Origin of the sequence: Xenorhabdus sp. PB62.4, assembly GCF_014467285.1 — a bacterium.
Lineage (GTDB): Bacteria > Pseudomonadota > Gammaproteobacteria > Enterobacterales > Enterobacteriaceae > Xenorhabdus.
Genome location: NZ_NKHR01000006.1, coordinates 1 through 25,357 on the forward strand (window position 1 = coordinate 1; position 25,357 = coordinate 25,357).

Here is a 25,357-nt window from a genome sequence, read left to right on the forward strand (position 1 = left end):
CAGAATTTGTCTGGCGGCAACAGCGCGGTGGTCCCACCTGACCCCATGCCGAACTCAGCAGTGAAACGCCGTAGCGCCGATGGTAGTGTGGGGTCTCCCCATGTGAGAGTAGGACACTGCCAGACATTCAATTAACAGCCGGTTGCCGGTACCAAAGGCAGCGGGAAAAAGAAATTCGGTGGTGCGGTAGTTCAGTTGGTTAGAATACCGGCCTGTCACGCCGGGGGTCGCGGGTTCGAGTCCCGTCCGCACCGCCACCTTATTTCAAGAAAACCCTGAGAGAAATCTCAGGGTTTTTTCTCATCTGCAATAATTATCTGTAATAAATTACTTTGATTGTTAATCGTTTTCAATGGCTATATTCTGATAAATCTCGTTTATGAATACTGGACTGATTTTACTAACCTGAATCAGCAACCTCATTGTTTTTCTGATAAACCACATGGGTATAAACAGCCTCGTTCAGGTCCCCCGGCGTCTATTTCACGACCAGCTTTGTTGCCGGAGAGAGTATGAGGTACTGCACCGGCCAGCAAGATTTCGGTACCGAAAGAAGCAAGAGAAATTTCTGCAATTACTCCTGCTTTTTTGTTTTGAATTTGTTCAATATGATTCATTTTATTTCCCCTTTGATCAACAGGATTGTAAAGACTTCTCACTTATTTGGATAAGATAGCCTTGATTTTTTCTTTTACTCTTATTCTGACATAATTACTTTTATCATCATTTACTACGCTAATGAGATCACTAATATCGTCCTTGTTATATGAACGTTCAGCAGCGTCTAATATAGCCTCAAAGGCAATAGCACGTATTTCATCTCGACTGTGATTACGGGCTACTTGTAAAGCGAGCTGACGACTTTTTTCGTTACCTAATTTTAATAATCCGTGGAATAGTGACTCTTGGGCGTGATAGTTTTCTTTCCTCCCTTTTTTTATATGTGCAATAACTTTTTGGTTTTCTGTTGGTTTTTCTTCACTATCTAAAATTAGTTTATTTTGGCTCACTTTTGTTTCTGGTTGCACTATCAAATTTAACGATACGCAAAAATCTTTTGGTGGGTATTGGATATGTACGTCTTTGTTTCGTCTATAAAACATGACATTGCCCGCAGATAACATTCGATCACCGGAAAAATTCAATGTTACTGATTCACCCTCTGTGCCGTTTATGTCATTGTCGTTGTAGTCATATAGGCTAGTTTTATAGCCATTACCAAAGAAATTAACAGTCCAGAAGTCAAAATCATGATCATGTGCTTTTCCATAAGGAAGTGGTACAAAATCGAACTGCTTCTTCAACGGTAGCCAAATAACCATCCTGATAGAAATTATTTTATCTTTGTAAATCAAGTAAGTAGGTGCTTGCATATCATTTTCTTTCTGAAACTGTGTTGGATCTTTCAGATCTGAACAGATAAAAGAAATGATTTCCTCTTTATTAGCGGCATAAGAATATAACCACTCAGCTACTTGATTGATTTCCTCTTCTATATAAATCTTTTTATTTATATGAGAGATGACATCTGAACTTTTTAACAATGCAAGAAACTCTTTAAGATCCAGTAAATTTTTGACTGTTGGGGTGCTATCTATCGTCATATTCTGTTTCTCCTGAACTGGCAATGACATTTTTTAACAATTTTTTGCCATTGTCATTTCTAGGCTATGTATAGCAGCTTGTTTAAGTATTGGATCTTGGTCATTCTCCGCCAGTATTTTAAGAATTTTTAGGCAATTGGATGGCGCTATTTTGGAAAGACTCTGCACTGCTTCCCAGCGTACAAAGTTTGCGTAATTGGATGTTGCTAAATTTTCAATACATTGAATAGCCTGGAATGCCTTCATCTCTCCTAATAGCCTGACATATAATAGAACTCTGGATGCTTGTAAATTTGTACAGATACTTTGTATTGGCTCTAATGTCTTTCTGTTATAAACCCATGTAATCCACCCTTTCGGATCAGAATGTACAATCAATACGAAATTATTGGGAGAAGATTCAACATCAAAATCTAAGATATATTTATAAGCTTCAAAGTAATAAACTTTATTTGGTTTAAAATGACAATCTTCAACTCTTTTTATGGATTTTGGTTTTTGGAGTATATTTTGTTCTGAACAAAATTCATAGCAAGGGACTATTATTTCCGTATTTGTCGGATTGATGACAAAAATATCAAATTCATTTGTATAAAGTGTATCTTGCTCACTATCACCAATAAGCCTGATTAATAAATTAAAATTATTTTGTCTATGTAGATAAATATGATCTTCGGATACCCCTTCATAATTTGAGGTAATTTCTCTTTTTTCCAGAATATCATTTAATATTTCTACAATATCTTCCTGTTTTAGTGATGATAGTATAGAAGCTATATTCAAAAAATCTGGATTATCTCCATTCATAACCTCATCGACAGCTTTTTGTAAGTCCGCTAATGCCTTAATTGAAGGTAGCATTGATGAAGTGAATTGGGAATGATAGGCATCAATATTATTCAACTCATCTTGTTCGAAAATATTTTTTGGCATACTCAGTTCCTTCATACTTTGATTTCGATATATACCAGTGAGTTTTTGGTTGTATGATAGCCATCAATTGAAACAGTATCGTTACGTTATTATTTCGTCAAGTAAAAATATATTATTGAATGCTTAATTTTATATTTATTAGATCTTAATATTAATTTTTTATAAGTAATTGTAATAACTCATATTGTTAATCTATTCTCTCATCATTGAGCTATTTTTTGTGCATAGGAGATTGAAATCAATAACGTGTATGTCATATTAAGTAGCGAATGGGGTGGCGTATGGCGGAGGTAAGCTTGGAAAGAAAAAGCTACGCGAGAAGGCTGTATGAAAGAAAACTTATAAATATGAGGATGAGGTATGCGAAAAAAAATTATGCTATGCGATATGTCGCAGGTCAGCCTGTAGAACAAGTTTTTCCTACTTCTAAACAACTATTAGAAGAAGCCGCGTTACCACGTGGGGAACCGATTCTTGCCAGCAATAATGAACTTTCTATCGCTATTTGGAATATTTATAAGCAGCAACGCCCATTATGGAAAAGTGTTCTGACCTCTTTAGCCGAGAAGAGCGACCTTATCTTACTGCAAGAAGCGCAAACGACCCCGGATTTATTGAAATTCATTACAGCCAGCGGCTTGGTTGCAGATCAAGTTCCTGCATTTGTCATACCTCAGCATCCATCGGGTGTGATGACATTGGCATCTTCTTCACCTGTTTATTGCTGTCCACTTCGCGAAAAAGAACCTATACTCAGGCTATCTAAGTCCTCATTAATCACGATTTACCCATTACCCGATGAACGCCAATTGATGGTGATAAACGTGCATGCTATTAACTTCAGTCTTGGTGTCGATGTTTATAGCAGGCAGCTAGACAATCTTGGTATCCATATAGGGCTGCATGACGGCCCCGTTATTTTTGCCGGAGACTTTAATGCGTGGAGTCGCCAGAGATTAAAAGTTCTGGCGCGTTTTGCACATCGTATGCAACTTGAAGAAGTGTATTTCGATGATGATCACAGAACGATTGTTTTTGGTAAGCCGTTGGATTTCGTTTTTTATCGTGGACTAAAAGTCCTGAATGCAACGGTTTTGACGACAGTCGCTTCTGATCACAACCCATTGATTGTGAATTTCTCTCTATAACTGACGAAGAAAATAACGGGTGGTTATTGATTGAAGGAATAAAAAGCGCCGAAATTTATCGACGCTTTTTTTAAAATTATTGATTAGGGGTGTGTTGTTGATTGCTTCTTCTTTACACCGAAGAGGTAGGCCAGCGTGAGCAAAATTACCCAACCTATTCCAACGTATAAAGCGTCTCTCGTTTGCTCAAAATAACCTAACAATGCGATGACGCTGATCATGAAAACGATCGTAATGGCCGGGGCAATTGGCCACATTGGAATGGGAAATTTTAACGTCTTGATTTCTTCTGCACTCATTTTGCGGCGCATGGCAGCATGGGAAAGCAAGATCATCAACCATACCCAAACCGTTGCAAATGTAGCGACAGAGGCGATAAGAATGAAAATTTCTTTAGGGATAAGATAATTCAGAACCACGCCCAGTAACAGAACTGATATCATGACAAGAACAGTCATCCACGGTACACCATTGCGAGTCAGTTTCTTGAATGACTTAGGTGCTTGCCCTTCTTGGGCCATACCGTACATCATCCTGCCTGCACCAAAAATATCACTATTAATAGCGGAAATGGCCGCGGTAATCACCACAACATTCAGAATATTTGCGGCTGAATTAATCCCCAGATTGGAAAAAATTTGTACGAATGGGCTTCCTTCCTGACCAATTTGATTCCATGGATAGATGCACATCAGAATACACAGGGTTAGGACATAGAAGATCAAAATACGAAATGGAACAGCATTGATTGCTTTAGGGATTGTCTTTTCGGGATTTTTCGCTTCACTCGCGGTGATGCCAATGACTTCTATACCACCAAAAGCGAACATCACAATGGCAAAGGACGCTATCACCCCACCGATGCCATTTGGCATAAAACCACCGTGCTCCCATAAGTTGGAAAACCCGGTAGCATGTTCAGTTGCTTGCCCGAAACCGTAAAACATAATGGCAATACCACCTACAATCATGGCAATGATGGCGGTGACTTTGATGATAGAAAGCCAGAATTCCATTTCACCGAAGATCTTCACATGGCATAGATTGAGGGCACCAATAAAGCATACAATGCCCAATACCCAAATCCACTGATCAACATGAGGGAACCAAAGCTTCATATATGTGCCGAATGCGGTAATATCAGCCAGACAAACAAAGAGCATTTCAAGAATATAGATCCAGCCCGTCAGAAAACCGGCCAAAGGCCCCAGATAATGGCTGGCATATTGTGAAAAAGAACCGGAGACGGGATGATGAACGGCCATTTCGCCAAGTGCTCTCATCACAATAAATACGGCAGCACCGCCGATTAAATAGGCCAGCAACACAGCGGGGCCAGCTTGCTGAATTGCTGCTGCTGAGCCGTAAAACAGCCCCGTGCCTATTGCAGAGCCTAAAGCCATAAAGCGGATGTGCCGCACGCTTAGGCCCTGTTTAAGCTGATTTTCATTATTTTGCATTCGTTATTCCCATCTATCCTTTCATGCCAGAGAGTATTTTAGGCATACGATGCCTTGTCTGGCTTGAGATGCCAGCAAAAGCAACCCAATACCATACCATAAAGATGGATGTTCGCGGGATAGATATCTGTAATAATAACGGGTAGTTTAGTAAAACCAGAGTTTTTTTATGATTTACCCAATAAATGAAATCTTTCAAACTTTACAGGGAGAAGGGGTGTTTACCGGTGTTCCTTCGGTCTTCATTCGCTTACAAGGATGTCCGGTAGGGTGTAGCTGGTGTGATACCAAGCATACATGGGAAAAAGAGGCTGATAAACAGCAGCCCATGGAAAACATCTTACTGAAATCGCAAGACAGCGATATCTGGGGTATGGCGACAGCGAAGCAGCTACTTGGCATATTCATCCGTCAAGGCTACAGCGCGCGTCATATCGTGATTACCGGAGGCGAACCATGCTTATATGATCTGCGTCCTCTGACTGAAACACTGGAAAGTGAAGGTTATCAATGCCAGATAGAGACAAGTGGTACACACGAAATTCAGTGCTCTGAAAAAACATGGGTGACGGTTTCGCCGAAGGTAAAAATGCGGGGTGGATATCGAGTTTTGCCTGAGGCCATGAAACGAGCAAATGAAATTAAACATCCTGTTGGGCGGGAGCGCGATATTGAAGCATTGGATGAATTGCTGACGATGCTTGATGGCAGTTCCGCTCCGATAATTGCTTTACAACCCATCAGTCAGAAAGAAGAAGCGACCCGCCTGTGCATTGAAACGTGTATTGCCCGAAACTGGCGTTTTTCGATGCAGACCCATAAGTACTTAAATATCGCCTGAAATTCATTCAGCACCAGATTCTGGTGCTGAATCTTTACTCACCTCGATAGATACAACCTGCGCTACAGGTTTCTTTCACCATTATGGCACTGAGTTGGGATAATGTCGGTTTCAGCCGTTCCCATATCCACTTGGCCAGAACTTCACTGGTTGGATTTTCAAGCCCGGGAATTTCATTGAGATAATGGTGATCAAGCTGTTCCCAAATGGGTTTAAAAGCAGTTTTCACATCGGCAAAATCCATAAGCCAGCCGCTGAGGGGATCGACTTCTCCGGTAAGCTCCACGCGTACCATAAATGAATGTCCATGCAGGCGTCCACATTTATGCCCCTCAGGAACATGTGGGAGATGATGTGCTGCTTCAAATTGAAAATCTTTAAAAATAGTTGTAATCATGATGCGTTCCCCGATTTCAAAAGGCCGGCTATTCTACCTGAACTTTGTGCGCTTAACGTGATTTTTCTGGAGGAATAAAACACAGCGCTTAACAACTTTATCGATATATTAAATCTGTAAATAAAGTTAGGCATTTTGGTTATGAGATATTGCGATCCTTTCTTTAATTACTCATCCTATTTTGGGATAACCTGATAATTAATCCATGTTTATGATTGTTGTACTCTATTTATTCTTCCGGCATGGATATTTGCTATAGCAAAGGGCACTGGACAATGACCGCAAAACCACCTTCAACTCTATTATTACCTGTTTCTCCAGAACAGCTATCACGCCTGCAATCAGCAACAAGTGATTTTTCATCACACCAATTAGCTTGGCTATCTGGCTATTTTTGGGGAATGGTGAATCACCAGCCGCAAACGGAGATGGAGACGCCTGTTGTGTCTATGCAGAAAACAGTAACCTTACTCTCTGCTTCACAAACAGGTAATGCCCGTCGTTTAGCTGAACAACTCAGAGATTCATTATTGGCTGCAAATCTCAATGTGAATTTGATTAACGCAGGTGATTATAAGTTTAAGCAAATTTCCCAAGAACGGATACTGATTATTATTGCTTCGACTCAAGGTGAAGGTGAACCAGCAGAAGAGGCAGTAGCACTCTATAAGTATCTCTATTCCAAAAAAGCGCCATCAATGAAAGATACAGCTTATGCGGTATTTGGCTTGGGGGACACTTCGTATGAAAATTTCTGTCAGGCAGGAAAAGATTTTGATAACCGTCTGAATGAGCTTGGCGCACAGCGTTTATTGGATCGCGTTGATGCTGATGTGGAGTATCAAGAGCAGGCCGATCAATGGCGCCGACAAATCACAGATATTTTACAACAGCGCCTGTCAGTACAGGCAAAATCAGCCACCTTTGCTCAATCTGTTTCAACTCAGGCAATATCAACTGCACAAACGGATTCAGTAAGTGCAACGTATACCAAGGAAACGCCCTTGGCTGCATCGCTGTTGTCCAACCAAAAAATCACGGGACGTGGTTCTGACAAAGATGTTCGCCACGTTGAAATTGATCTGGGGGATTCAGGGCTGACTTATCAGCCGGGGGACGCCCTTGGAGTTTGGTTTGAAAATGATCCCGCTTTGGTGGATGAATTAATAGCCCTGCTTTGGTTGGAAGGTTCAGAACAAGTTAATGTGAATGGCAAGTTACTTCCATTGCGTGAAGCTCTGATAAGTCATATAGAGCTGACTCAAAATACCGGCATGATTGTTGAGAAATATGCTGCATTGGCGAAAGATGAAAAGCTGCTGGCATTAGTGGCTGATAAACAGGCATTGCAGCAATATGCTCAGGCAACACCGATTGTGGATATGGTCAGAAACGTTGCTGCACATCCTGAAGCTCAACAATTTGTTGATTTACTGCGTCCATTGACACCCCGGCTCTATTCCATTTCTTCTTCACAATCTGAAGTTGAAAATGAAGTCCACATTACCGTAGGGGTGGTTCGCTACGATATCGAAGGGCGAGCGCGTACTGGAGGTGCATCAGGTTATTTGGCTGATCGCTTGCAGGAAGATGACGGCATCCGCGTTTTCATCGAAAAGAATAATAATTTTCGCTTGCCCGCTGATCCCAACACGCCTGTCATTATGATTGGGCCGGGAACGGGCATTGCTCCATTCAGGGCATTTTTGCAAGAGCGTGATAGTCAGGGGACAGAAGGTAAAAACTGGCTGTTTTTTGGCAATCCACATTTTGTTGAGGATTTTCTGTACCAGGTTGAATTCCAGCGTTATGTGAAAGAGGGTTTGTTGACCCGCATTGATTTGGCATGGTCACGGGATCAGCAACATAAAGTCTATGTACAAGACAAACTATATGAGCAAGGCGAAGAAGTCTGGCGTTGGATTCAGGATGGTGCGCATCTGTATGTTTGTGGCGATGCTAATCGCATGGCAAAAGACGTAGAACAAGCCCTATTGGACATTATTTCACAACATGGTGGTATGGATGCCGAGCAGGCTGATGAATTCTTGAGTGAATTGCGCCTTGAGCGCCGTTATCAGAGAGATGTTTACTAACATGAGCAATGTGAGCAAAGAAGAACAAGGGCCTTTGATTGTTGAAGGTAAGCTTGCAGATAGTGAGCGTATGAAGCTAGACAGCAATTACCTGCGGGGAACCATCAGCGAAGATTTAAAAAATGGGCTGACAGGTGGGTTTGAGGGCGATAATTTCCTGCTTATCCGCTTTCACGGCATGTATCAGCAGGATGATCGTGATATCCGGGCTGAGCGCGCAGAACAAAAACTCGAACCGCGCCATGCCATGATGCTGCGTTGTCGCTTGCCGGGGGGGATTATTACCCCCAAACAGTGGCTAGGTATTGATCGTTTTGCGACAGAAAATACGCTGTACGGCAGCATTCGATTGACCAATCGGCAGACATTCCAGTTTCATGGCATTCTGAAAAATAATCTTAAACCTGCGCATCAACTGCTGGCATTGATGGGGCTGGATTCACTGGCGACAGCCAACGACGTTAATCGCAATGTGCTGTGCACATCCAATCCGGTGCAATCTGTTTTACACCAACAGGCTTATGAATGGGCTAAAAGGATATCGGAACATCTGTTGCCACGGACTAACGCGTATGCTGAGATCTGGCTGGATAAAGAAAAAATAGCGACAACCGATGAAGAGCCGATCCTTGGCAAGACTTATTTGCCCCGTAAATTCAAAACATCAGTAGTGATCCCGCCACAAAATGACGTTGATCTGCATGCCAACGATATGAACTTTGTTGCTATTGCGGAAAATGATCAACTGATCGGCTTTAATGTGTTGGTAGGTGGTGGATTAGCCATGACTCACGGTGATAAGAAAACATTCCCCCGTTTGGCGAGTGAATTTGGTTATATTCCACTAGAACATACATTGGCGATTGCAGAAGCCATCGTGACAACCCAGCGAGATTGGGGTAACCGAACTGATCGTAAAAATGCGAAAACCAAATATACCCTTGAGCGTGTGGGTGTAGAAACGTTCAAACAGGAAGTAGAAAAGCGCGCTGGTGTGAAATTTGAAACTGTCCGGCCCTATGAATTCACCAGTCGGGGAGATCAAATGGGTTGGTTAAAAGGCATTGATGATCAATGGCACCTAACCTTATTTATCGAAAATGGGCGTTTACTGGATTATCCTGATAAGCCGTTAAAAACAGGGATCGCAGAAATTGCAAAAATCCATCAAGGCGATTTTCGTCTGACTGCTAACCAAAACCTGATTGTGGCGGGAATACCGGAAAGTGAAAAATCTCGGATTGAACAAATTGCCCGCGCTCATGGCTTAATTGATGATGGTGTGACGACTTTGCGTCATCATTCTATGGCCTGCGTTTCATTTCCGACTTGTCCATTGGCAATGGCCGAAGCTGAACGTTTCTTGCCGGCCTTTGTTGACCATATTGATGCGTTGATGGAAAAGCACGGTGTTGCTGATGAAGAGATCATATTGCGTGTTACAGGCTGCCCCAATGGATGCGGCAGGGCAATGCTGGCAGAAATAGGGCTGGTGGGTAAAGCGCTTGATCGTTATAACCTGCATTTGGGAGGAAACCGCATTGGTAACCGAATTCCCCGCATGTACAGGGAAAATATCACATCAGCAGAGATCATTGAGATACTGGATACATTAATTGGTCGTTGGGCATCAGAGCGTCATGCCAATGAATGTTTTGGCGACTTCCTGATCCGCGCCGATATCATTAAGCCAGTATTGAATTCAGCAGTCGATTTTTATGACTGGCAGGAGGCAGTATGAACCGACTGAATCTCCCGGAGCTGGCGGCACTGACACCAGAACAGCAAACCACGGCGCTGGCTGACATCAATCAACAATTAGCGTTGTCGGATGCCCATGAGCGCGTGAAATGGGCACTGGAACATTTGCCCGGCGAATTTGTGCTTTCCTCTAGTTTTGGTATTCAGGCGGCAATTTGCTTACATCTTGTGACACGGGAGTATCCTGATATTCCTGTCGTTCTTACCGATACGGGGTACTTATTTCCCGAAACTTATCAATTTATCGATAGACTGACTGAAAAACTCAACTTGAACCTGAAAATTTTTCGTGCAGAGCACTCCTCAGTTTGGCAAGAAACGCGTTATGGCAAATTATGGGAGCAGGGAATAGAAGGCATTGAACGTTATAATCAGATCAACAAAGTTGAGCCGATGAACCGTGCATTGAAAGAATTGAAAGCACAAAGTTGGTTTGCAGGTTTGCGACGCCAGCAATCAGAAAGCCGCGCCAATTTGCCTGTACTGGCAATTCAACGAGATGTTTTCAAAATCCTGCCAATTATTGATTGGGATAATCGGCGCATACATCAATACCTGACTCAACATGGCCTTGAATACCATCCATTGTGGGAAGAAGGCTATCTCTCTGTGGGGGATACCCATACGACGCAAAAATGGGAACCGGGTATGAGTGAAGAACAAACTCGCTTTTTTGGTTTGAAACGTGAATGTGGTTTGCACGAAAGTTGAATTTATTCCTGAATTCTTATAGAAGTGGCCGTTTAATCAGGCCACCTCTAAACTAAATCACGTGGTTTACCATGATGAATGGTAAAATTTTTCCAGATCCCGCAGGTCTTCCGGTTCTCTCTGAAAGTAACGTTCAAATTGATCCATCAAGCATTTCTTTCAAACATTTTTTAAGCACGCCCTTTAAGCAATATGTCCAATATTTCGGTGGGAATATCACCTTTTGTATTGGTGATATTACAAAAATAAAAATGGTAAAGCAGAGGTGGATTTTATTTGTAACCTGAAGGGATCATCTAAATAAGTCGATGAAATAAACGTAAGGTGTGATAATAAACTGCATTTTTATTTTTATAACCTGAATCATAAAAATTTTTTCCTAAGATTTTAATATTCAAAAAATAATCTTAAAATGTGATTTTTATCACAAAATAATCCCTTCAGAAAAGAGGCAGTACATAATAAAAAAGCAAGGATTTTTCCTGAATATTTCACACGTTGCAATTTCATAACCCATTAAAAAACTGACCTTATGCAATTCAGGAACTAATAATTACTTTTTGTCATTTCATAACCTCGTCACAGCTTCATATATTCATTCTTTAGATAATTATTAAAAAATTAAACACTGGATGGCATGTCACTGTGGATTATTTACCCTTATTTGTTAAGCTCAAAGCCCGAAAAGTATTGCTGGTGGGAGGCGGGGAAATTGCTTCTCGCAAGGCAAGTTTGTTACTGCGTACTGGTGCAGCGTTAACAGTTGTTGCACCTGAATTACATGCAGAACTGCAACAGCGCCATCAAAAGGGAGAGTTTGAGTGGTTACAGGGAACATTTAAAACCGAATATCTTGATGGCGTCTTTTTAGTGATTGCCGCAACTGACGATCACAATCTCAACCAATCTATTTTTGAAGAAGCCAATAACCGGGCAATTCTGGTTAATGTTGTGGATAACCAACCACTTTGCTCCGCTATTTTCCCATCCATCATTGATCGTTCTCCGATTATGGTCGCTATTTCATCGGCCGGAAAATCTCCGGTATTGACAAAATTATTGCGAGAAAAGTTGGAGTCTTTACTGCCATTTCACCTTGGTTCAATGGCAGACATTGCAGGCCGCTGGCGTGAACGCGTAAAACAGCGGTTTGTTTCCATGCGTCAGCGACGCCATTTTTGGGAAAAGGCATTTAGTGGGCGTTTTGCCACTTTGGTTGCCAATGGACAATTACAACAAGCAGAAGAACAACTCGAACAACAATTCACTCAGGATAATTCTCGCATTCAAGGAGAATTGGCGTTGGTAGGCGCAGGGCCGGGAGATCTGGGTTTACTGACATTAAAAGGTTTGCAGGTGCTCCAGCAGGCTGATGTCGTCCTCTATGACCATTTGGTTAGTGACGAGATTCTGGAATTAGTGCGCCGTGATGCAGACAAAATCTGCGTTGGAAAAAGAGCAGGTAATCACTCAGTTGTTCAGGAAGAAACGAATGCACTTATCGTTAAACTGGCAAATCAAGGGAAAAAAGTTGTGCGCCTGAAAGGAGGCGATCCCTTTATTTTTGGTCGTGGCGGAGAAGAATTACAAATCGCGGCAGAGGCAGGTATTCCTTTTCAGGTTGTGCCCGGTATTACCGCTGCCGTTGGTGCTTCTGCGTATGCAGGTATTCCTTTGACACACCGAGAACATTCTCAAAGCGTCACTTTTATTACAGGTCATTGCCGTGAAAACGGTAATGAATTGGATTGGCCTGCATTAGCGCGGGGCAATCAAACACTGGCAATTTATATGGGCATCATGAAATCTGCCTTAATCAGTCAAAAACTGATTTCACACGGGCGGGATGCCGATACTCCCGTTGCCGTCATTGGTTGTGGCACTCGTCAAGAACAGCAAGTATTGACCGGAACCTTATCCGAACTGGAACGGTTGGCACAGGAAGCTCCATCTCCTGCTTTGCTGGTAGTGGGAGAAGTGGCTCAACTCCATCATCAGATAGCGTGGTTTGGGCAGCAATCCGTTGATCAAAACCCATTGACTGATCAAGAAAAAGCGGTTGCTCAAGTAAATCATCCTGCTGTTATCGATTTTGAATAAGGAGTGGTCAATGGACAAAAAAAGACTGACACATTTACAGCAACTTGAAGCCGAAAGTATCCATATCATACGGGAAGTCGCGGCTGAATTTGCCAACCCTGTGATGCTCTATTCGATAGGTAAAGATTCTTCAGTCATGCTACACCTCGCACGTAAGGCTTTTTATCCGGGAAAAGTTCCTTTTCCTTTACTGCACGTGGATACAGGCTGGAAGTTTCGGGACATGTATGATTTCCGCGATCGTACTGTGGCAGAGTATGGTCTTGAATTGCTGGTTTACCGCAATCCACAAGGGGATGAACTGGGAATTAATCCTTTTATTCATGGCAGCGCAAAACATACCGACATCATGAAGACAGAGGGATTGAAACAGGCGCTGAATAAATATGGTTTTGATGCTGCATTTGGTGGGGCGCGGCGTGATGAAGAAAAATCGCGGGCGAAAGAACGGATTTACTCATTCCGTGATCGCGTTCATCGCTGGGATCCCAAAAACCAGCGTCCAGAACTCTGGCGCAACTATAACGGCCAGATTAACAAAGGGGAAAGCATCCGCGTATTCCCGTTATCCAATTGGACTGAATTGGACATCTGGCAATACATCTATTTAGAACAGATTGACATTGTTCCCCTTTATTTCGCTAAACATCGTCCGGTTATTCAGCGCGACGGAACATGGATTATGGTTGACGATGATCGCATCGATCTGAAAACCGGAGAAGTTATCAGTCAGCGTAAAGTTCGCTTCAGAACTTTGGGTTGCTGGCCGCTGACAGGTGCTGTGGAATCGGATGCAGGGACGTTACCGGAAATCATAGAAGAAATGTTGATATCGACTACCAGTGAACGGCAGGGACGGCTGATTGATAGTGATCAATCCGGTTCGATGGAGCTGAAAAAGCGTCAGGGTTATTTTTAAGGAGACCAGAAATGCCAGCACTTGCATATAATGAAACCATCGCCAGCCAGATCAAACAGCAAGGAGGCGTTGAAGCTTACCTGCGGGGACAGCAAGAAAAGGGATTATTGCGTTTTTTAACCTGTGGTAGCGTGGATGATGGCAAAAGTACACTCATAGGCCGTTTACTGCATGACACCCGCCAAATTTATGAAGATCAACTTGCGACATTACAAAGCGATAGCAAGCGGATAGGGACTCAAGGCGAAAAGTTGGATCTGGCGTTATTAGTCGATGGATTGGCTGCGGAACGGGAGCAGGGCATTACCATCGACGTTGCATACCGTTATTTTTCCACAGAAAAGCGCAAATTCATCATTGCGGATACACCGGGGCATGAACAATATACCCGCAATATGGCTACTGGCGCTTCAACCAGTGATCTCTCCATTTTGCTGATAGATGCACGAAAAGGTGTTCAGGAGCAAACGCGCCGGCACAGTTTTATCAGCACCCTGCTAGGTATTCGCCATCTGGTGGTTGCCGTGAATAAAATGGATCTGCTCGAATACCGACAAGATATATTTGAACAGATCAAACAGGATTACTTGGATTTTGCAGCTCAATTGCCTGCTGACCTGAATATTCATTTCGTGCCAATTTCGGCATTGGAAGGGGATAACATTGTCACCCGCAGCGAAAAAATGGCATGGCATACAGGGAAAACTTTACTGGATCTCCTTGAATCCGTTGATGTACAGACCAAAGCGACAGAACAGCCTCTGCGCTTTCCAGTGCAATATGTAAACCGCCCCGATCTCGATTTTCGTGGATACAGTGGCACATTATCGTCAGGGGTTTTGCGCCAAGGCCAGAAAATTAAAGTCATGCCATCAGGGGTTGTTTCGACGGTAGAGAGAATAGTGACTTTTAACGGTGATCTGCCATTTGCTGTACCCGGAGAAGCCATTACCGTTGTACTAAAAGATGAAATTGATATCAGCCGTGGCGATCTGTTGGTCGCTGTTGAGGATCAAATGATCGCAGTCCGCCATGCTTTGGTTGATGTTGTATGGATGTCGGAAAAGCCATTGATTCAGGGGCAAAGTCTGGATATCAAAGTTGCGGGTAAAAAAAGCCGGGGCAAAGTCGATAATTTCCAATATCAGGTAGATATTAACAACTTGACCCAGAAAGTTGCGGTTGAGCTCCCTTTGAATGCAATTGGGCTGGTGGAGTTCTCATTTGATGAGCCGTTACTGCTCGACAGTTATGCACAAAATTCGGATACAGGCGGCATCATTCTGATTGATCGTCTGACCAACGTTACGGTGGGAGCCGGACTGGTGCGGGAAATTCAGACTGATGTTTATGAAGAGCCCAAAGAATACAGTGAGTTTGAACTGGAGTTCAATCGGTTAGTCCGCCGTCACTTCCCGCACTGGGGAGCGCGTGACTTATTGGGAGGGAAATAAGTGTCTCAGAATAAGGCATCTGATTTTTGTTCATCTGGCACTCACTCACCGGTTTCCCAAAATATCGTCTGGCATTCACATGCACTGGATAGGAAACAGCGGGAAACAGTAAATGGGCATCCTGCCTTAGTAGTTTGGTTCACGGGATTATCCGGCTCAGGAAAATCCACTCTTGCGGGAGCATTGGAACAAGCGTTGTTTTCGCAAGGAATCAAAACCTACTTACTGGACGGTGATAATCTGCGCCATGGTTTGTGTAGTGATTTAGGATTTTCTGACACCGACAGGCAGGAAAATATTCGACGAGTCGGAGAAGTCTCAAAATTGATGGTTGATGCCGGGCTGGTGGTGCTGACCGCGTTTATTTCCCCCAACAGAACAGAGCGGCAAAAAATACGTGAACTCATGGAAGAGGGGCAATTTATTGAAGTACATGTTGATACGCCTCTTGAAATATGTGAGGCTCGCGATCCCAAAGGGTTATATAAAAAAGCGCGAGCGGGAGAATTGCCCAATTTCACGGGAATTAGTGCAGTTTATGAAGCACCGGAGCATCCTGATATTTATTTGAATGGCTCACAATCCGTGGAAACTTCGGTTGAAAAATTGCTTTTAGTTCTGCAAAGCTACGGTATCCAGCCCGCTTAATTCCCTCGTTAAATAAACCGCGGTGAAACACATTATTATTGATAGTGGAATAATGTGTTTCTACACTCATCTAATTCAATATGTGTCTATTACATCACGTGGTCATATTTTGTGACCGTGTTTTAGATCAGTTTTGCGATAGTAAATAGATAGTAAATAGTCAGTGGCGTGATGCTTTCAGTTGTGGGATGATTAGCGGGTTTTCAGGGGGGGAGATGGGCAAACTAACGCTACTATTACTGATTCTGCTTGGCTGGTTGCAGTATTCGCTGTGGTTCGGCAAAAATGGTATTCATGATTACGTTCGGGTTAAGTCTGAGGTTGATAAGCAAGAAGTCGATAATCTCAAACTTAAAGCGCGTAATGATCAGCTATTTGCTGAAATAAAAGATCTGAAAGTAGGAAATGAGGCGATTGAAGAACGTGCTCGTAATGAATTAGGCATGATTAAGCCGGGAGAATCCTTTTACCGTATGGTGCCAGATACCTCTAAACAAAATGCGCAGCAATCTTTAAACCAGAACAGCAACTAACTTACTAATCGAAATGAATAATTCAGGGTTTCATTCTCCTATTGACCATACTCTTATTGACACTTCTCTTACTGAAATAGTCGCATTAATCCCGGCTGCGGGCATTGGTAGCCGGATGAAATCCGATTGCCCAAAACAGTACCTCAACGTTGCGGGGAAAACGATCCTTGAACATACCTTGGCCGCATTACTTGAGCATCCCCGTATACAGCGCATTATTGTTGCCCTGAATCCTGCTGATACTCAATTTGAGCAGTTGGATATCGCCTCAGATCCAAGAATTACCCCCGTTATCGGTGGTGAAGAGCGGGCAGACTCAGTATTGGCAGGGTTAAATTATTTGTCCGGCTTGCCGACCGAAAGAGCCATTTGGGTTTTGGTACATGATGCCGCTCGCCCTTGTCTTCATCGGGAAGATTTAGATAATTTGCTATGTCTTATTGATCAACGTGTCGATTCTCCTGACGTATGTGGCGGGCTACTGGCCTCTCCCGTGAGGGATACCATGAAACGTATGGTATCGCAGTCAGTAAAAGAATCACCGTCAACCAAACATTATACAGTGATTGATCATACCGTTGATCGCAACGGACTTTGGCATGCCCTGACCCCGCAGTTATTCCCTTTACAGCTATTGCGTGATTGCTTGAACAAAGCGCTTGCAGAACAAGCCCGCATTACGGATGAATCTTCGGCGCTGGAGTATTGTGGTTACCGCCCTGTATTGGTCAATGGACGGGCGGACAATATTAAAGTTACCCAACCTGAAGATTTAGCATTAGCTGAGTTTTATCTATCCCGAAAATCTAAGGAATCTATCGTATGAGAATTGGACACGGTTTTGATGTGCATAAATTTGGCGGAGAAGGCCCATTGATCATTGGCGGTGTCCGCATTCCTTATGAACAAGGACTAATCGCTCATTCAGATGGTGATGTTGCGTTACATGCTGCTACAGATGCTTTGTTGGGCGCGGCGGCATTAGGTGATATCGGTAAATTATTTCCTGATACCGACCCTGCCTTTAAAGGTGCGGATAGCCGGGAACTGCTGAAAGAAGCTTATCGCCGTATCCGGGCAAAGGGTTATCGGATCGGGAATTTGGATATCACCATCATTGCACAGGCACCGAAAATGCTGCCTCATATTCCTCAGATGCGGGTTAATCTGGCAGAGGATCTTGAATGTCATATGGATGATATTAACGTTAAGGCGACAACCACGGAAAAACTGGGATTTGTTGGCCGTAAAGAAGGCATTGCCTGCGAAGCGGTGGCTTTGCTGGTAAAGGAATAAGTATGACGTTGAATGAATTACATTGGCTTTATGGCCGACCGGAAGCGACGGGTGTTGTCAAAGCCGCACCAGAAGACTTTATTGTTCGTGAAGATTTAGGCTTTTCTCCTGATGGAGAAGGTGAACACTTGATGGTACACATCCGTAAGACAGGATGTAACACCCAATTTGTGGCAGATAATCTTGCCCGTTTTGCCAAAATACCGTCTCGTTCTGTCAGTTATGCCGGGTTAAAAGATCGCAATGCGGTCACGGAACAGTGGTTTTGTTTACATCTTCCGGGAAAACAAGATCCGGATTTAACCGCCTTTCAACTTGAAGGTTGTGAAGTGCTGGCAACCTCCCGCCAGAAACGAAAACTACGGATTGGTGCATTGAAAGGTAATGATTTTACTCTGGTATTGAGAGAAATATCTGATCGGCAATCCGTGGAAAACCGCTTACAGCAGATATCACAAACAGGTGTGCCTAATTATTTTGGTGAGCAACGTTTCGGCCGTGATGGGCAAAATCTGGTGCAGGCGCAGCGCTGGGCGGCTAACGAAATTCAGGTCAGAGAACGCAATCGCCGCAGTTTTTATCTTTCTGCCTGCCGTAGTGCCATGTTTAACGCAATCGCCAGCATACGTATTGCCCAGAATACGCACCAGCAGGTGTTGAATGGCGATGCTTTGCAGTTAACAGGACGTGGTAGCTGGTTTGTGGCTGATGAATCTGAATTAGCCGTGTTGCAGCAGCGAGTCATGGACGGGGAATTACAGATAACGGCGCCTTTGCCGGGTGATAAGTCATTGGGTACACAGCATCAAGCCTTGGATTTTGAACAACAATGCTTAGTGGAATACGAATCACTCTGGGAATTAGCCAAACGTGAGCGAGTGGAGAGCGCCCGCCGCGCAATGTTGGTGAAACCACTTAACTTGCGCTGGGAATGGAAGGATGATCAAATCGTTACTCTCCATTTCTCTCTGCCATCGGGGAGTTTTGCCACCAGCGTTGTCAGAGAGCTGATTAACCAAGAGCAAAATAATACTGCGGATATTGCGGAGTAAGAGTTTGATTAAGAGTCTAATGGAATAGGCTCTTAATCCATATCCATATTTATATCTAATACCCATAACATCCCATAATGATCGTCTTGCCATGATATATAAAAACGGGCGAATTGTGTTGTCTGTGTTCATTCATTATATTCCCTGATTCTTTATTATCTAACCCTCCATGATCACTTGCAGACAGTCATTCCATGTTTGATGCTCTACCGGGACATTTGCACTAACTACTTCGTAAAATTTGTATTTATTTAATAAAGCAAGATAAGTGAGTATAGCGTGTTTACAAGTTAATGTATCATTGATTTTCACATCGTCTCTCGGGAGCAGTTCATTGACATTTGGTAACTGTTCAGAAAAAAGAGGAAGTTTAGGTATCCAATCATTTACATAATTATGAACGACATTATCTTTGAAATGCTCACTAACATATGTAACAAATTCATAATTTCCTACTCTTGGGCTGGCAAATAGGCAAGCCCTACCGTGAGGGGCTTTATTATAGATATCTCTCATAAGATAAGTTCCCATTGCAGCACCAAGGCTATGACCTGATATCGTGTAATAGCCATTTACTCCGATAAATTGTGTGATGGCATCTACTAGTTTGAGTTCGGGGTAATTAATACCTGTTGTATTACCAGGAACAATCAGATTCAGAGATTGATACATTGAATGAAAGCCATCAAAAACCGCTTGATCTGGTGTATCAGGCCAGGGATGTATATAGTCTATATCAAAGTCATTTATTGTTTCTGCAAAGGTTTTGGTCCCTCGGAGAGCAATAACGTATTCTCCGGGGTTTTTTATTCTCTCAACAATATATCCATGATTAACTCTTTTATCGGAGACGATTAATTCTTTTTTATTTGTTTGGGGATTCAAAAAAGTAGAATAATAATTACAAGAAATATAGCCTTTAAGTTTCCAACCATCTTTTTCTATGCGTGGATCTGGAGGGGGCATCAGGTCATTCGGATATTGATCATACATCGTTACTGCGTATAGAACTAATGATGCAAAAATCTCGTGGAAATTTACTGTGAACATATCTATCTCCCTTATATTGTTATTATAAAAAACTAAATAGATAACTAAAGTATATTTCGTTTTTTAAAGGTTGCCTAAAATTCAGGTGAATATTTTGTTTTTTATTTATTTATATGTTATTGGTTTTAATTAAAGTCAGGTGTCTGATTATAATTGGTCAAAATAATTGTTTAATTAATAAGTGAATTAAAAAATAATCATACACATTAATATATAAATTAAATAAGCGAATTTTTTAGTTATATATTGTGTCTCCATCTGGGAAACTGATCCAGAACAAAGTGATAATTCGTAACAAACTCACTGCGTTTATTGCTCAACAGCCGCCATCAATTCAGGCACTTTGACTATGAAGTAAAAAATAGTGTTCATCGGGATACTTTGATTCACTGAGATTTTCTTTTTTTAGCAGGCAGAAAATCAAAGAGATGTTTCTTGCGGCGGCTGTTTTCATTTACTCAGCTTGAACGTAAAGCACTCTACAAAACAGGTAGCGTCATGCTAAGATCAAACGATTTTCTGACAGCTTTAATATTGTTCAATCGTAAGTCACGCCAGACAAATAGGATTACAGACAGGATAAGTTACAGTATTAAGCTATGTTTCACTTAATAAATCAATGAGATACTTACATGCTGCGGATATTGCTGAGTAACGATGATGGTGTTACCGCACCGGGTATTCAAACCTTAGCGGCTACATTGCGGGAACACTATCATGTTCAGGTGGTTGCACCTGATCGTAACCGTAGCGGTGCGTCGAACGCCTTAACACTAGATCGCCCCTTGCGCATTCATACTCTGAATAATGGTGACATTGCCGTTCAGGAGGGAACACCGACGGATTGCGTCTATTTAGGCGTGAATAAACTGGTTCGTCCTCGTCCTGACATTGTTGTTTCAGGAATTAACTGTGGCCCCAATCTCGGGGATGATGTGATTTATTCCGGCACGGTAGCGGCGGCGATGGAAGGGCGCCATCTGGGGTTACCTGCACTGGCGGTATCACTCAATGGCGATAAACATTATGAAACAGCAGCAGAAGTAACAGTCCGCTTATTAACGTTGCTGCAAAAGTTTCCATTGAGAGCGGGCAATATTCTGAATATCAATGTGCCTGATATCCCTATTGAGCAAATCAAAGGGTTCCGGGTAACCCGATGTGGCAGCCGCTGCGCTGCTGAAGAAGTTTATGCTTTGGAAGACCCCAAAGGCAATATGCTCTACTGGATAGGCCCTCCGGGGGAAAAAAATGACTTTGGGCCTGAAACAGATTTTGCAGCAGTGGAGGAAGGGTTTGTCTCCATTACTCCTTTACAGGTGGACTTGACGGCTTATAAAGCTCAGGAACTGATAAGCGATTGGTTGGAAAAAGTCGGAGATATTGACGAATGTTAATCCGATCAATGAAAAATTTGCTGGCGCAATTGCGCCAGCAAGGAATACACAATGAGCATCTGTTGGAAATTATAGCCAAAGTACCCAGGGAATGTTTCGTTGACGAAGCCCTGGCGCACAAGGCTTATGAGAATACAGCCCTGCCCATTGGGCATGGGCAGACCATATCCCAGCCTTATATTGTTGCTCGCATGACAGAGTTACTGAATGTAACGCCAGAATCCAATGTATTGGAAATAGGCACCGGCTCCGGTTATCAGACTGCTATACTTGCTCATTTAGCCAAGCATGTTTTCTCTGTGGAACGTATAAAGGGATTACAGTGGCAGGCCAAACGCAGATTGAAACAACTGGACTTACATAATATCTCAACTCGTCACGGTGATGGTTGGCATGGATGGCCATCAAAAGGGCCGTTTGATGCCATCATTGTTACCGCTGCACCACCAGAAGTTCCACAGGCTTTGCTCCATCAGCTTGCCGATGGTGGTGCGATGGTTTTGCCTGTCGGTGAGCGTTCTCAGTCGTTGAAAGTGGTACATCGTTATGGGAATGATTTTCATAGCGAAGTTATCGAATCAGTCCGTTTTGTGCCCCTAATTCAAGGCGAGCTAGCATAATCAGCTAATTTTTTGTGGCTATAACTTTTAAATTAGCTGTCATTTTTTCTGAAATTAAGCAAAATATTTCGCTTTAAATCTTTTGTAATTCTAAATTTCTTTATAAATCATCATTCTTTGCTCTTATATTGCCTTTATGAGGGGATAAGGTATGAATTCAGGAAACCCAGTGAAAAAAATAAAGTGGATAATTACCAGTACTGTTATGGGGATCGTGCTGGTAGGTTGTAGCAATACACCCGATCGCCCGGCACCCATAGTGAATATTGATAATAAGGAGAAAAATGGAGAAATATTCTCTAAACCGTCATCAATTTCGGCTCCATTGCCATCTTCTCCTCCTGTGATTTCAACTCATCGTGTATCAGATAATCATGCTGCCAAAAACCGTCAGTTAGTGAATCATGCTACCGATAATGGTTCATATCCAGGAAGGATTGTCTATAACCGTAACTACGAAAACATTCCCAAAGGAAGCTATAGCGGAAGCACTTACACGGTCAAACATGGTGATACTTTGTTTTATATAGCCTGGATTACAGGTAATGATTTTCGTGATCTATCTCAAAGAAACGGCATTTCAGAACCTTATGGCTTAAATGTTGGGCAAGTCCTGAAAATAGATAATGTAAACTCCAAGAATGGTGTATTAATAGCATCAAATAGTACTCAATCTAAAATTAAGCAGGTTGATTTTCAAAAAATTAATGCGTATCCTGCAAATATTGATAGACCAAGCTCAGGAAAAATGTTGCCAAGGGTAACTATTTCTGGTAGTGAGGATGCCGCCCAAAAAGTATCTACAGCAACAGATACAGATGTAAATAACACTATTAGCAGTGCTGGCATTGGCACTATTAATAGTTGGAGATGGCCGGCAGAAGGCAAAATTCTTGAAGGCTTTTCTGATTCTCAAGGAGGAAATAAAGGCATTGATATTATGGGCAATCGTGGCCAACCCGTATTCTCAACAGCCAGTGGGAAAGTCGTTTATGCCGGTAACGCATTACGTGGATATGGAAATTTAATAATTATAAAACATAACGATGACTACCTGAGCGCCTATGCTCATAACGACACTATGTTAGTTCGTGAGCAGCAGGATGTTCAAGCGGGGCAAAAAATTGCCACCATGGGTAGTACCGGAACAAGTTCCGTAAGATTGCATTTTGAAATTCGCTATAAGGGAAAATCCGTAAACCCGCTGCGTTATCTTCCGCAGCGATAAACCGGGGCAGGATCTGAAATTCCTGCCCGCATTATCATGGGTAGGAGCAGCTGATGAGCCAAAGTACGCTTAAAGTTAATAAGTTGTATGATGATGCGGATTTAGACGAAAATAGCATGGAAGCTGATGACTTTGATGAAGCGTTGCTGAAAGACGAGGATGATGTAGCCAGTCTTGATGAAGATTTGGATTTGTTGCAAGGGGTAAACCAACGTGTTCTTGATGCAACACAGCTATATCTTGGAGAGATTGGTTTTTCTCCTCTGCTGACCGCAGAGGAAGAGGTTCTTTTCGCGAGACGGGCACTTCGAGGAGATATGGCTGCACGCCAACGCATGATTGAAAGTAACCTGCGATTGGTTGTTAAAATATCTCGCCGATATAGCAATCGGGGATTAGCTTTGCTGGATCTGATTGAAGAAGGCAACCTTGGGCTTATTCGTGCGGTAGAAAAATTTGATCCTGAAAGGGGATTCCGTTTTTCTACTTATGCAACATGGTGGATACGTCAAACAATCGAACGTGCCATCATGAACCAGACTCGCACAATTCGTCTGCCTATTCACATAGTCAAAGAGTTAAATGTCTATTTACGTACTGCAAGAGAACTGGCACACAAATTGGATCACGAACCCAGTGTCGAAGAAATTGCGGAGAAACTGGATAAACCCGTTGAAGACGTGAGCCGTATGATGCGGCTTAACGAGCGCATTACTTCTGTCGATACGCCAATTAGTGGCGATTCAGATAAAGCATTATTGGATATTTTATCTGATGAAAACGACTCAGGGCCGGAAACAACAATCCAAGATGATGATATGAAACAGAGTATCGTTAAGTGGTTGTTTGAACTGAATGCAAAACAGCGTGAAGTTCTGGCCAGACGTTTCGGTTTGCTTGGGTATGAAGCGGAAACATTAGAGGATGTTGGGCGAGAAATAGGTTTAACAAGAGAGAGAGTTCGTCAAATTCAGGTTGAGGGATTGCGTCGTCTTAGAGATATACTGCATACCCAAGGCTTGAATATAGAATCATTATTCCGTACTTAATTATATTTATATCCATTTGATTTCAATTTACTGCGAGGTGAAAAGTAAACAAATTTCCAGAGTCAGAAGTGACTGTATACCTGGAATGCGTGGCTGTGATCCTCAAATTGGTCATTGAAAGTTAAAGTGATATATTTGGTGGAAACCCAAAGGTGGGCTTATTTAGCCCACCTTTTATTTCTCTTTCACTTATCCATTTATTCACTTATTTATATTTTTATTATCACTTAGTCTTCTATTTATCTATTTTCGATAATAGGAACACCACTGTGAAATTTAAAATCATGATCCGGTGTTTGAATAAGTTCTGCTTCAATTCGGCCGAAATAATTCACCCTTTCTGCAATATCTTCTTTAGATATCAATTGAGCCAGTGACAAATAATCTTGATAGTGGCGGGCTTCTGATCGCAGCAGAGAAATATAAAACTTACCTAAATCTTCATCTAAGTGAGGAGCAAGTTTTGCAAAACGTTCACATGAACGCGCCTCAATATAAGCACCAATAATCAGCTTATCCACCAACGTATAAGGTTCATGGTTAGTAATATGTTGAAACAGGGATTTGGCATAGCGGCTGGCAGTGATACTGTCATAGCTTATCCCTCTGGCATTCATGATTTCCAGTACCTGATAAAAGTGATGGAGTTCTTCCTTAATCAACATCACCATTTTATCAATTAAATCCTGACCATACGGTGATTTTGACCGAGCAGTAATTTGCTTGGTAACCTGACTTTTTCCCTTTAGTGAATGGATGTTACCTATTTTTTTATAAGCAAAATCTTCATAGGGCTGAAACCATGCCAATAAGGTGTCAGCACTTTCGGGGTTAACAGCATATTTGCGGATTAAGAACATGGCGCTTTGCGCCGCTTTCAATTCGCACAACAGATGATCGCGCAGTAAAACCGGCAGATTTTCGGGCTGCCGGGCTTTTTCTACCCACTGTTCAGGTGTTTCGCACTGTAAGAACTGATAAATGGGGGCTAACAAGCTGGCATCAAACTTTATTGCTGTTCCGCTTTTTTCTACCCCATTTATTGCTACGTCATTCATTG

General features: G+C 42.5%; 25 protein-coding genes, 1 tRNA gene and 1 rRNA gene. 20 read left to right on the forward strand and 7 right to left on the reverse strand.

The features are described 5' to 3' along the window. Positions 1–9: 9 nt before the first annotated feature. Positions 10–125, forward strand: a 5S ribosomal RNA gene (gene rrf, locus Xenpb_RS07225). Between the two features lie 55 nt (positions 126–180). Next, positions 181–257 (forward strand) — tRNA-Asp (locus Xenpb_RS07230). A 162-nt stretch (positions 258–419) separates the two neighbouring features. Here Xenpb_RS07230 and Xenpb_RS07235 read toward each other — a convergent pair. The 3 genes from Xenpb_RS07235 to Xenpb_RS07245 are packed head-to-tail and all read right to left on the reverse strand — an operon-like array spanning position 420 to position 2,537. Beyond that, positions 420–617 carry a hypothetical protein gene (locus tag Xenpb_RS07235; protein ID WP_187653715.1) on the reverse strand — a complete coding sequence of 66 codons (198 nt, stop codon included), beginning with the start codon at positions 615–617 and terminating at the stop codon, positions 420–422. 42 nt (positions 618–659) lie between these two features. After that, the gene (locus Xenpb_RS07240) at positions 660–1,604 is read right to left on the reverse strand and encodes a hypothetical protein (RefSeq protein WP_187653716.1); all 945 of its coding nucleotides are present in this window, start codon (positions 1,602–1,604) and stop codon (positions 660–662) included. 33 nt (positions 1,605–1,637) lie between these two features. Continuing rightward, positions 1,638–2,537 (reverse strand): HEAT repeat domain-containing protein, encoded by a 900-nt coding sequence (locus Xenpb_RS07245; RefSeq protein WP_187653717.1) that lies wholly within the window; start codon positions 2,535–2,537, stop codon positions 1,638–1,640. A 353-nt stretch (positions 2,538–2,890) separates the two neighbouring features. Between Xenpb_RS07245 and Xenpb_RS07250 the strand changes: the two genes are divergently transcribed. After that, the gene (locus Xenpb_RS07250) at positions 2,891–3,685 is read left to right on the forward strand and encodes an endonuclease/exonuclease/phosphatase family protein (RefSeq protein ID WP_255523075.1); all 795 of its coding nucleotides are present in this window, start codon (positions 2,891–2,893) and stop codon (positions 3,683–3,685) included. Between the two features lie 83 nt (positions 3,686–3,768). Here Xenpb_RS07250 and Xenpb_RS07255 read toward each other — a convergent pair whose 3' ends face one another. Further along, positions 3,769–5,145 carry an amino acid permease gene (locus tag Xenpb_RS07255; RefSeq protein WP_187653719.1) on the reverse strand — a complete coding sequence of 459 codons (1,377 nt, stop codon included), beginning with the start codon at positions 5,143–5,145 and terminating at the stop codon, positions 3,769–3,771. 169 nt (positions 5,146–5,314) lie between these two features. Here Xenpb_RS07255 and queE point away from each other — a divergent pair, with 169 nt between their 5' ends. After that, on the forward strand, positions 5,315–5,986 hold the full coding sequence (gene queE / locus Xenpb_RS07260; RefSeq protein ID WP_187653720.1) for a 7-carboxy-7-deazaguanine synthase QueE: 672 nt from the start codon (positions 5,315–5,317) through the stop codon (positions 5,984–5,986). 34 nt (positions 5,987–6,020) lie between these two features. On the opposite strand, the gene queD is transcribed toward queE, so the two are convergent. Continuing rightward, the gene (gene queD, locus Xenpb_RS07265) at positions 6,021–6,383 is read right to left on the reverse strand and encodes a 6-carboxytetrahydropterin synthase QueD (RefSeq protein ID WP_187653721.1); all 363 of its coding nucleotides are present in this window, start codon (positions 6,381–6,383) and stop codon (positions 6,021–6,023) included. A gap of 275 nt (positions 6,384–6,658) precedes the next feature. Between queD and cysJ the strand changes: the two genes are divergently transcribed. From cysJ to truD, 12 genes are all read left to right on the forward strand, one after another. Continuing rightward, a complete protein-coding gene (gene cysJ, locus Xenpb_RS07270; protein WP_187653722.1) occupies positions 6,659–8,479 on the forward strand; it encodes an NADPH-dependent assimilatory sulfite reductase flavoprotein subunit in 1,821 nt (606 codons plus the stop codon). A gap of 1 nt (position 8,480) precedes the next feature. Further along, on the forward strand, positions 8,481–10,220 hold the full coding sequence (gene cysI, locus Xenpb_RS07275) for an assimilatory sulfite reductase (NADPH) hemoprotein subunit (protein WP_187653723.1): 1,740 nt from the start codon (positions 8,481–8,483) through the stop codon (positions 10,218–10,220). Beyond that, positions 10,217–10,951 (forward strand): phosphoadenylyl-sulfate reductase, encoded by a 735-nt coding sequence (locus Xenpb_RS07280; RefSeq protein ID WP_187653724.1) that lies wholly within the window; start codon positions 10,217–10,219, stop codon positions 10,949–10,951. Before cysI ends, Xenpb_RS07280 begins: the two co-directional genes overlap by 4 nt. Before the next feature lie 71 nt (positions 10,952–11,022). Next, on the forward strand, positions 11,023–11,238 hold the full coding sequence (locus tag Xenpb_RS07285) for a hypothetical protein (RefSeq protein WP_187653725.1): 216 nt from the start codon (positions 11,023–11,025) through the stop codon (positions 11,236–11,238). Positions 11,239–11,596: 358 nt separating this feature from the next. Further along, positions 11,597–13,051 carry a siroheme synthase CysG gene (gene cysG / locus Xenpb_RS07290; protein ID WP_187653726.1) on the forward strand — a complete coding sequence of 485 codons (1,455 nt, stop codon included), beginning with the start codon at positions 11,597–11,599 and terminating at the stop codon, positions 13,049–13,051. Between the two features lie 10 nt (positions 13,052–13,061). Beyond that, positions 13,062–13,970 (forward strand): sulfate adenylyltransferase subunit CysD, encoded by a 909-nt coding sequence (gene cysD, locus Xenpb_RS07295; protein ID WP_187653727.1) that lies wholly within the window; start codon positions 13,062–13,064, stop codon positions 13,968–13,970. A gap of 11 nt (positions 13,971–13,981) precedes the next feature. Next, a complete protein-coding gene (gene cysN / locus Xenpb_RS07300) occupies positions 13,982–15,424 on the forward strand; it encodes a sulfate adenylyltransferase subunit CysN (protein WP_187653728.1) in 1,443 nt (480 codons plus the stop codon). Then, positions 15,425–16,072 (forward strand): adenylyl-sulfate kinase, encoded by a 648-nt coding sequence (gene cysC, locus Xenpb_RS07305; protein ID WP_187653729.1) that lies wholly within the window; start codon positions 15,425–15,427, stop codon positions 16,070–16,072. A gap of 215 nt (positions 16,073–16,287) precedes the next feature. Beyond that, positions 16,288–16,605 (forward strand): cell division protein FtsB, encoded by a 318-nt coding sequence (ftsB, locus tag Xenpb_RS07310; RefSeq protein ID WP_047963691.1) that lies wholly within the window; start codon positions 16,288–16,290, stop codon positions 16,603–16,605. 13 nt (positions 16,606–16,618) lie between these two features. Continuing rightward, positions 16,619–17,431 carry a 2-C-methyl-D-erythritol 4-phosphate cytidylyltransferase gene (gene ispD, locus Xenpb_RS07315; RefSeq protein WP_187653730.1) on the forward strand — a complete coding sequence of 271 codons (813 nt, stop codon included), beginning with the start codon at positions 16,619–16,621 and terminating at the stop codon, positions 17,429–17,431. Continuing rightward, entirely contained in the window at positions 17,428–17,901 is a 474-nt protein-coding gene (gene ispF, locus Xenpb_RS07320) for a 2-C-methyl-D-erythritol 2,4-cyclodiphosphate synthase (RefSeq protein WP_099113361.1), read from the forward strand. The genes ispD and ispF overlap by 4 nt, the downstream gene beginning before the upstream one ends. Positions 17,902–17,903: 2 nt before the next feature. Then, a complete protein-coding gene (gene truD, locus Xenpb_RS07325; protein WP_187653731.1) occupies positions 17,904–18,953 on the forward strand; it encodes a tRNA pseudouridine(13) synthase TruD in 1,050 nt (349 codons plus the stop codon). A 159-nt stretch (positions 18,954–19,112) separates the two neighbouring features. Here the strand turns inward: truD and Xenpb_RS07330 are convergent, their stop codons facing one another. Then, positions 19,113–20,003 carry a lipase family protein gene (locus Xenpb_RS07330; RefSeq protein ID WP_187653732.1) on the reverse strand — a complete coding sequence of 297 codons (891 nt, stop codon included), beginning with the start codon at positions 20,001–20,003 and terminating at the stop codon, positions 19,113–19,115. Between the two features lie 632 nt (positions 20,004–20,635). Between Xenpb_RS07330 and surE the strand changes: the two genes are divergently transcribed. The 4 genes from surE to rpoS all read left to right on the forward strand — a co-directional run bounded on the left by surE (position 20,636) and on the right by rpoS (position 24,297). Beyond that, on the forward strand, positions 20,636–21,400 hold the full coding sequence (gene surE, locus Xenpb_RS07335; RefSeq protein WP_187653733.1) for a 5'/3'-nucleotidase SurE: 765 nt from the start codon (positions 20,636–20,638) through the stop codon (positions 21,398–21,400). After that, on the forward strand, positions 21,394–22,020 hold the full coding sequence (locus Xenpb_RS07340; protein ID WP_187653734.1) for a protein-L-isoaspartate(D-aspartate) O-methyltransferase: 627 nt from the start codon (positions 21,394–21,396) through the stop codon (positions 22,018–22,020). Before surE ends, Xenpb_RS07340 begins: the two co-directional genes overlap by 7 nt. A 151-nt stretch (positions 22,021–22,171) precedes the next feature. Continuing rightward, entirely contained in the window at positions 22,172–23,248 is a 1,077-nt protein-coding gene (gene nlpD / locus Xenpb_RS07345; protein WP_187653735.1) for a murein hydrolase activator NlpD, read from the forward strand. 53 nt (positions 23,249–23,301) lie between these two features. Beyond that, on the forward strand, positions 23,302–24,297 hold the full coding sequence (gene rpoS, locus Xenpb_RS07350) for an RNA polymerase sigma factor RpoS (protein ID WP_187653736.1): 996 nt from the start codon (positions 23,302–23,304) through the stop codon (positions 24,295–24,297). Positions 24,298–24,536: 239 nt separating this feature from the next. Here rpoS and Xenpb_RS07355 read toward each other — a convergent pair whose 3' ends face one another. Next, positions 24,537–25,355: a tRNA isopentenyl-2-thiomethyl-A-37 hydroxylase MiaE gene (locus tag Xenpb_RS07355; RefSeq protein WP_187653863.1), complete on the reverse strand. Its 819-nt coding sequence runs from the start codon at positions 25,353–25,355 to the stop codon at positions 24,537–24,539. Between the last annotated feature and the right edge of the window lie 2 nt (positions 25,356–25,357).

Bases quoted from the DNA above. Each gene is read 5' to 3' on its own strand.
- Xenpb_RS07280 (WP_187653724.1), top strand. From the start codon at position 10,217: ATGAACCGACTGAATCTCCCGGAGCTGGCGGCACTGACACCAGAACAG.
- cysI (WP_187653723.1), top strand. From the start codon at position 8,481: ATGAGCAATGTGAGCAAAGAAGAACAAGGGCCTTTGATTGTTGAAGGT.
- cysD (WP_187653727.1), top strand. From the start codon at position 13,062: ATGGACAAAAAAAGACTGACACATTTACAGCAACTTGAAGCCGAAAGT.
- rpoS (WP_187653736.1), top strand. From the start codon at position 23,302: ATGAGCCAAAGTACGCTTAAAGTTAATAAGTTGTATGATGATGCGGAT.
- Xenpb_RS07240 (WP_187653716.1), bottom strand. From the start codon at position 1,604: ATGACGATAGATAGCACCCCAACAGTCAAAAATTTACTGGATCTTAAA.
- cysJ (WP_187653722.1), top strand. From the start codon at position 6,659: ATGACCGCAAAACCACCTTCAACTCTATTATTACCTGTTTCTCCAGAA.
- Xenpb_RS07355 (WP_187653863.1), bottom strand. From the start codon at position 25,355: ATGAATGACGTAGCAATAAATGGGGTAGAAAAAAGCGGAACAGCAATA.
- ftsB (WP_047963691.1), top strand. From the start codon at position 16,288: ATGGGCAAACTAACGCTACTATTACTGATTCTGCTTGGCTGGTTGCAG.
- queE (WP_187653720.1), top strand. From the start codon at position 5,315: ATGATTTACCCAATAAATGAAATCTTTCAAACTTTACAGGGAGAAGGG.
- Xenpb_RS07250 (WP_255523075.1), top strand. From the start codon at position 2,891: ATGAGGTATGCGAAAAAAAATTATGCTATGCGATATGTCGCAGGTCAG.
- Xenpb_RS07285 (WP_187653725.1), top strand. From the start codon at position 11,023: ATGATGAATGGTAAAATTTTTCCAGATCCCGCAGGTCTTCCGGTTCTC.
- truD (WP_187653731.1), top strand. From the start codon at position 17,904: ATGACGTTGAATGAATTACATTGGCTTTATGGCCGACCGGAAGCGACG.
- Xenpb_RS07330 (WP_187653732.1), bottom strand. From the start codon at position 20,003: ATGTTCACAGTAAATTTCCACGAGATTTTTGCATCATTAGTTCTATAC.
- Xenpb_RS07235 (WP_187653715.1), bottom strand. From the start codon at position 617: ATGAATCATATTGAACAAATTCAAAACAAAAAAGCAGGAGTAATTGCA.
- surE (WP_187653733.1), top strand. From the start codon at position 20,636: ATGCTGCGGATATTGCTGAGTAACGATGATGGTGTTACCGCACCGGGT.
- ispF (WP_099113361.1), top strand. From the start codon at position 17,428: ATGAGAATTGGACACGGTTTTGATGTGCATAAATTTGGCGGAGAAGGC.
- cysN (WP_187653728.1), top strand. From the start codon at position 13,982: ATGCCAGCACTTGCATATAATGAAACCATCGCCAGCCAGATCAAACAG.
- Xenpb_RS07340 (WP_187653734.1), top strand. From the start codon at position 21,394: ATGTTAATCCGATCAATGAAAAATTTGCTGGCGCAATTGCGCCAGCAA.
- ispD (WP_187653730.1), top strand. From the start codon at position 16,619: ATGAATAATTCAGGGTTTCATTCTCCTATTGACCATACTCTTATTGAC.
- nlpD (WP_187653735.1), top strand. From the start codon at position 22,172: ATGAATTCAGGAAACCCAGTGAAAAAAATAAAGTGGATAATTACCAGT.
- queD (WP_187653721.1), bottom strand. From the start codon at position 6,383: ATGATTACAACTATTTTTAAAGATTTTCAATTTGAAGCAGCACATCAT.
- Xenpb_RS07245 (WP_187653717.1), bottom strand. From the start codon at position 2,537: ATGCCAAAAAATATTTTCGAACAAGATGAGTTGAATAATATTGATGCC.
- Xenpb_RS07255 (WP_187653719.1), bottom strand. From the start codon at position 5,145: ATGCAAAATAATGAAAATCAGCTTAAACAGGGCCTAAGCGTGCGGCAC.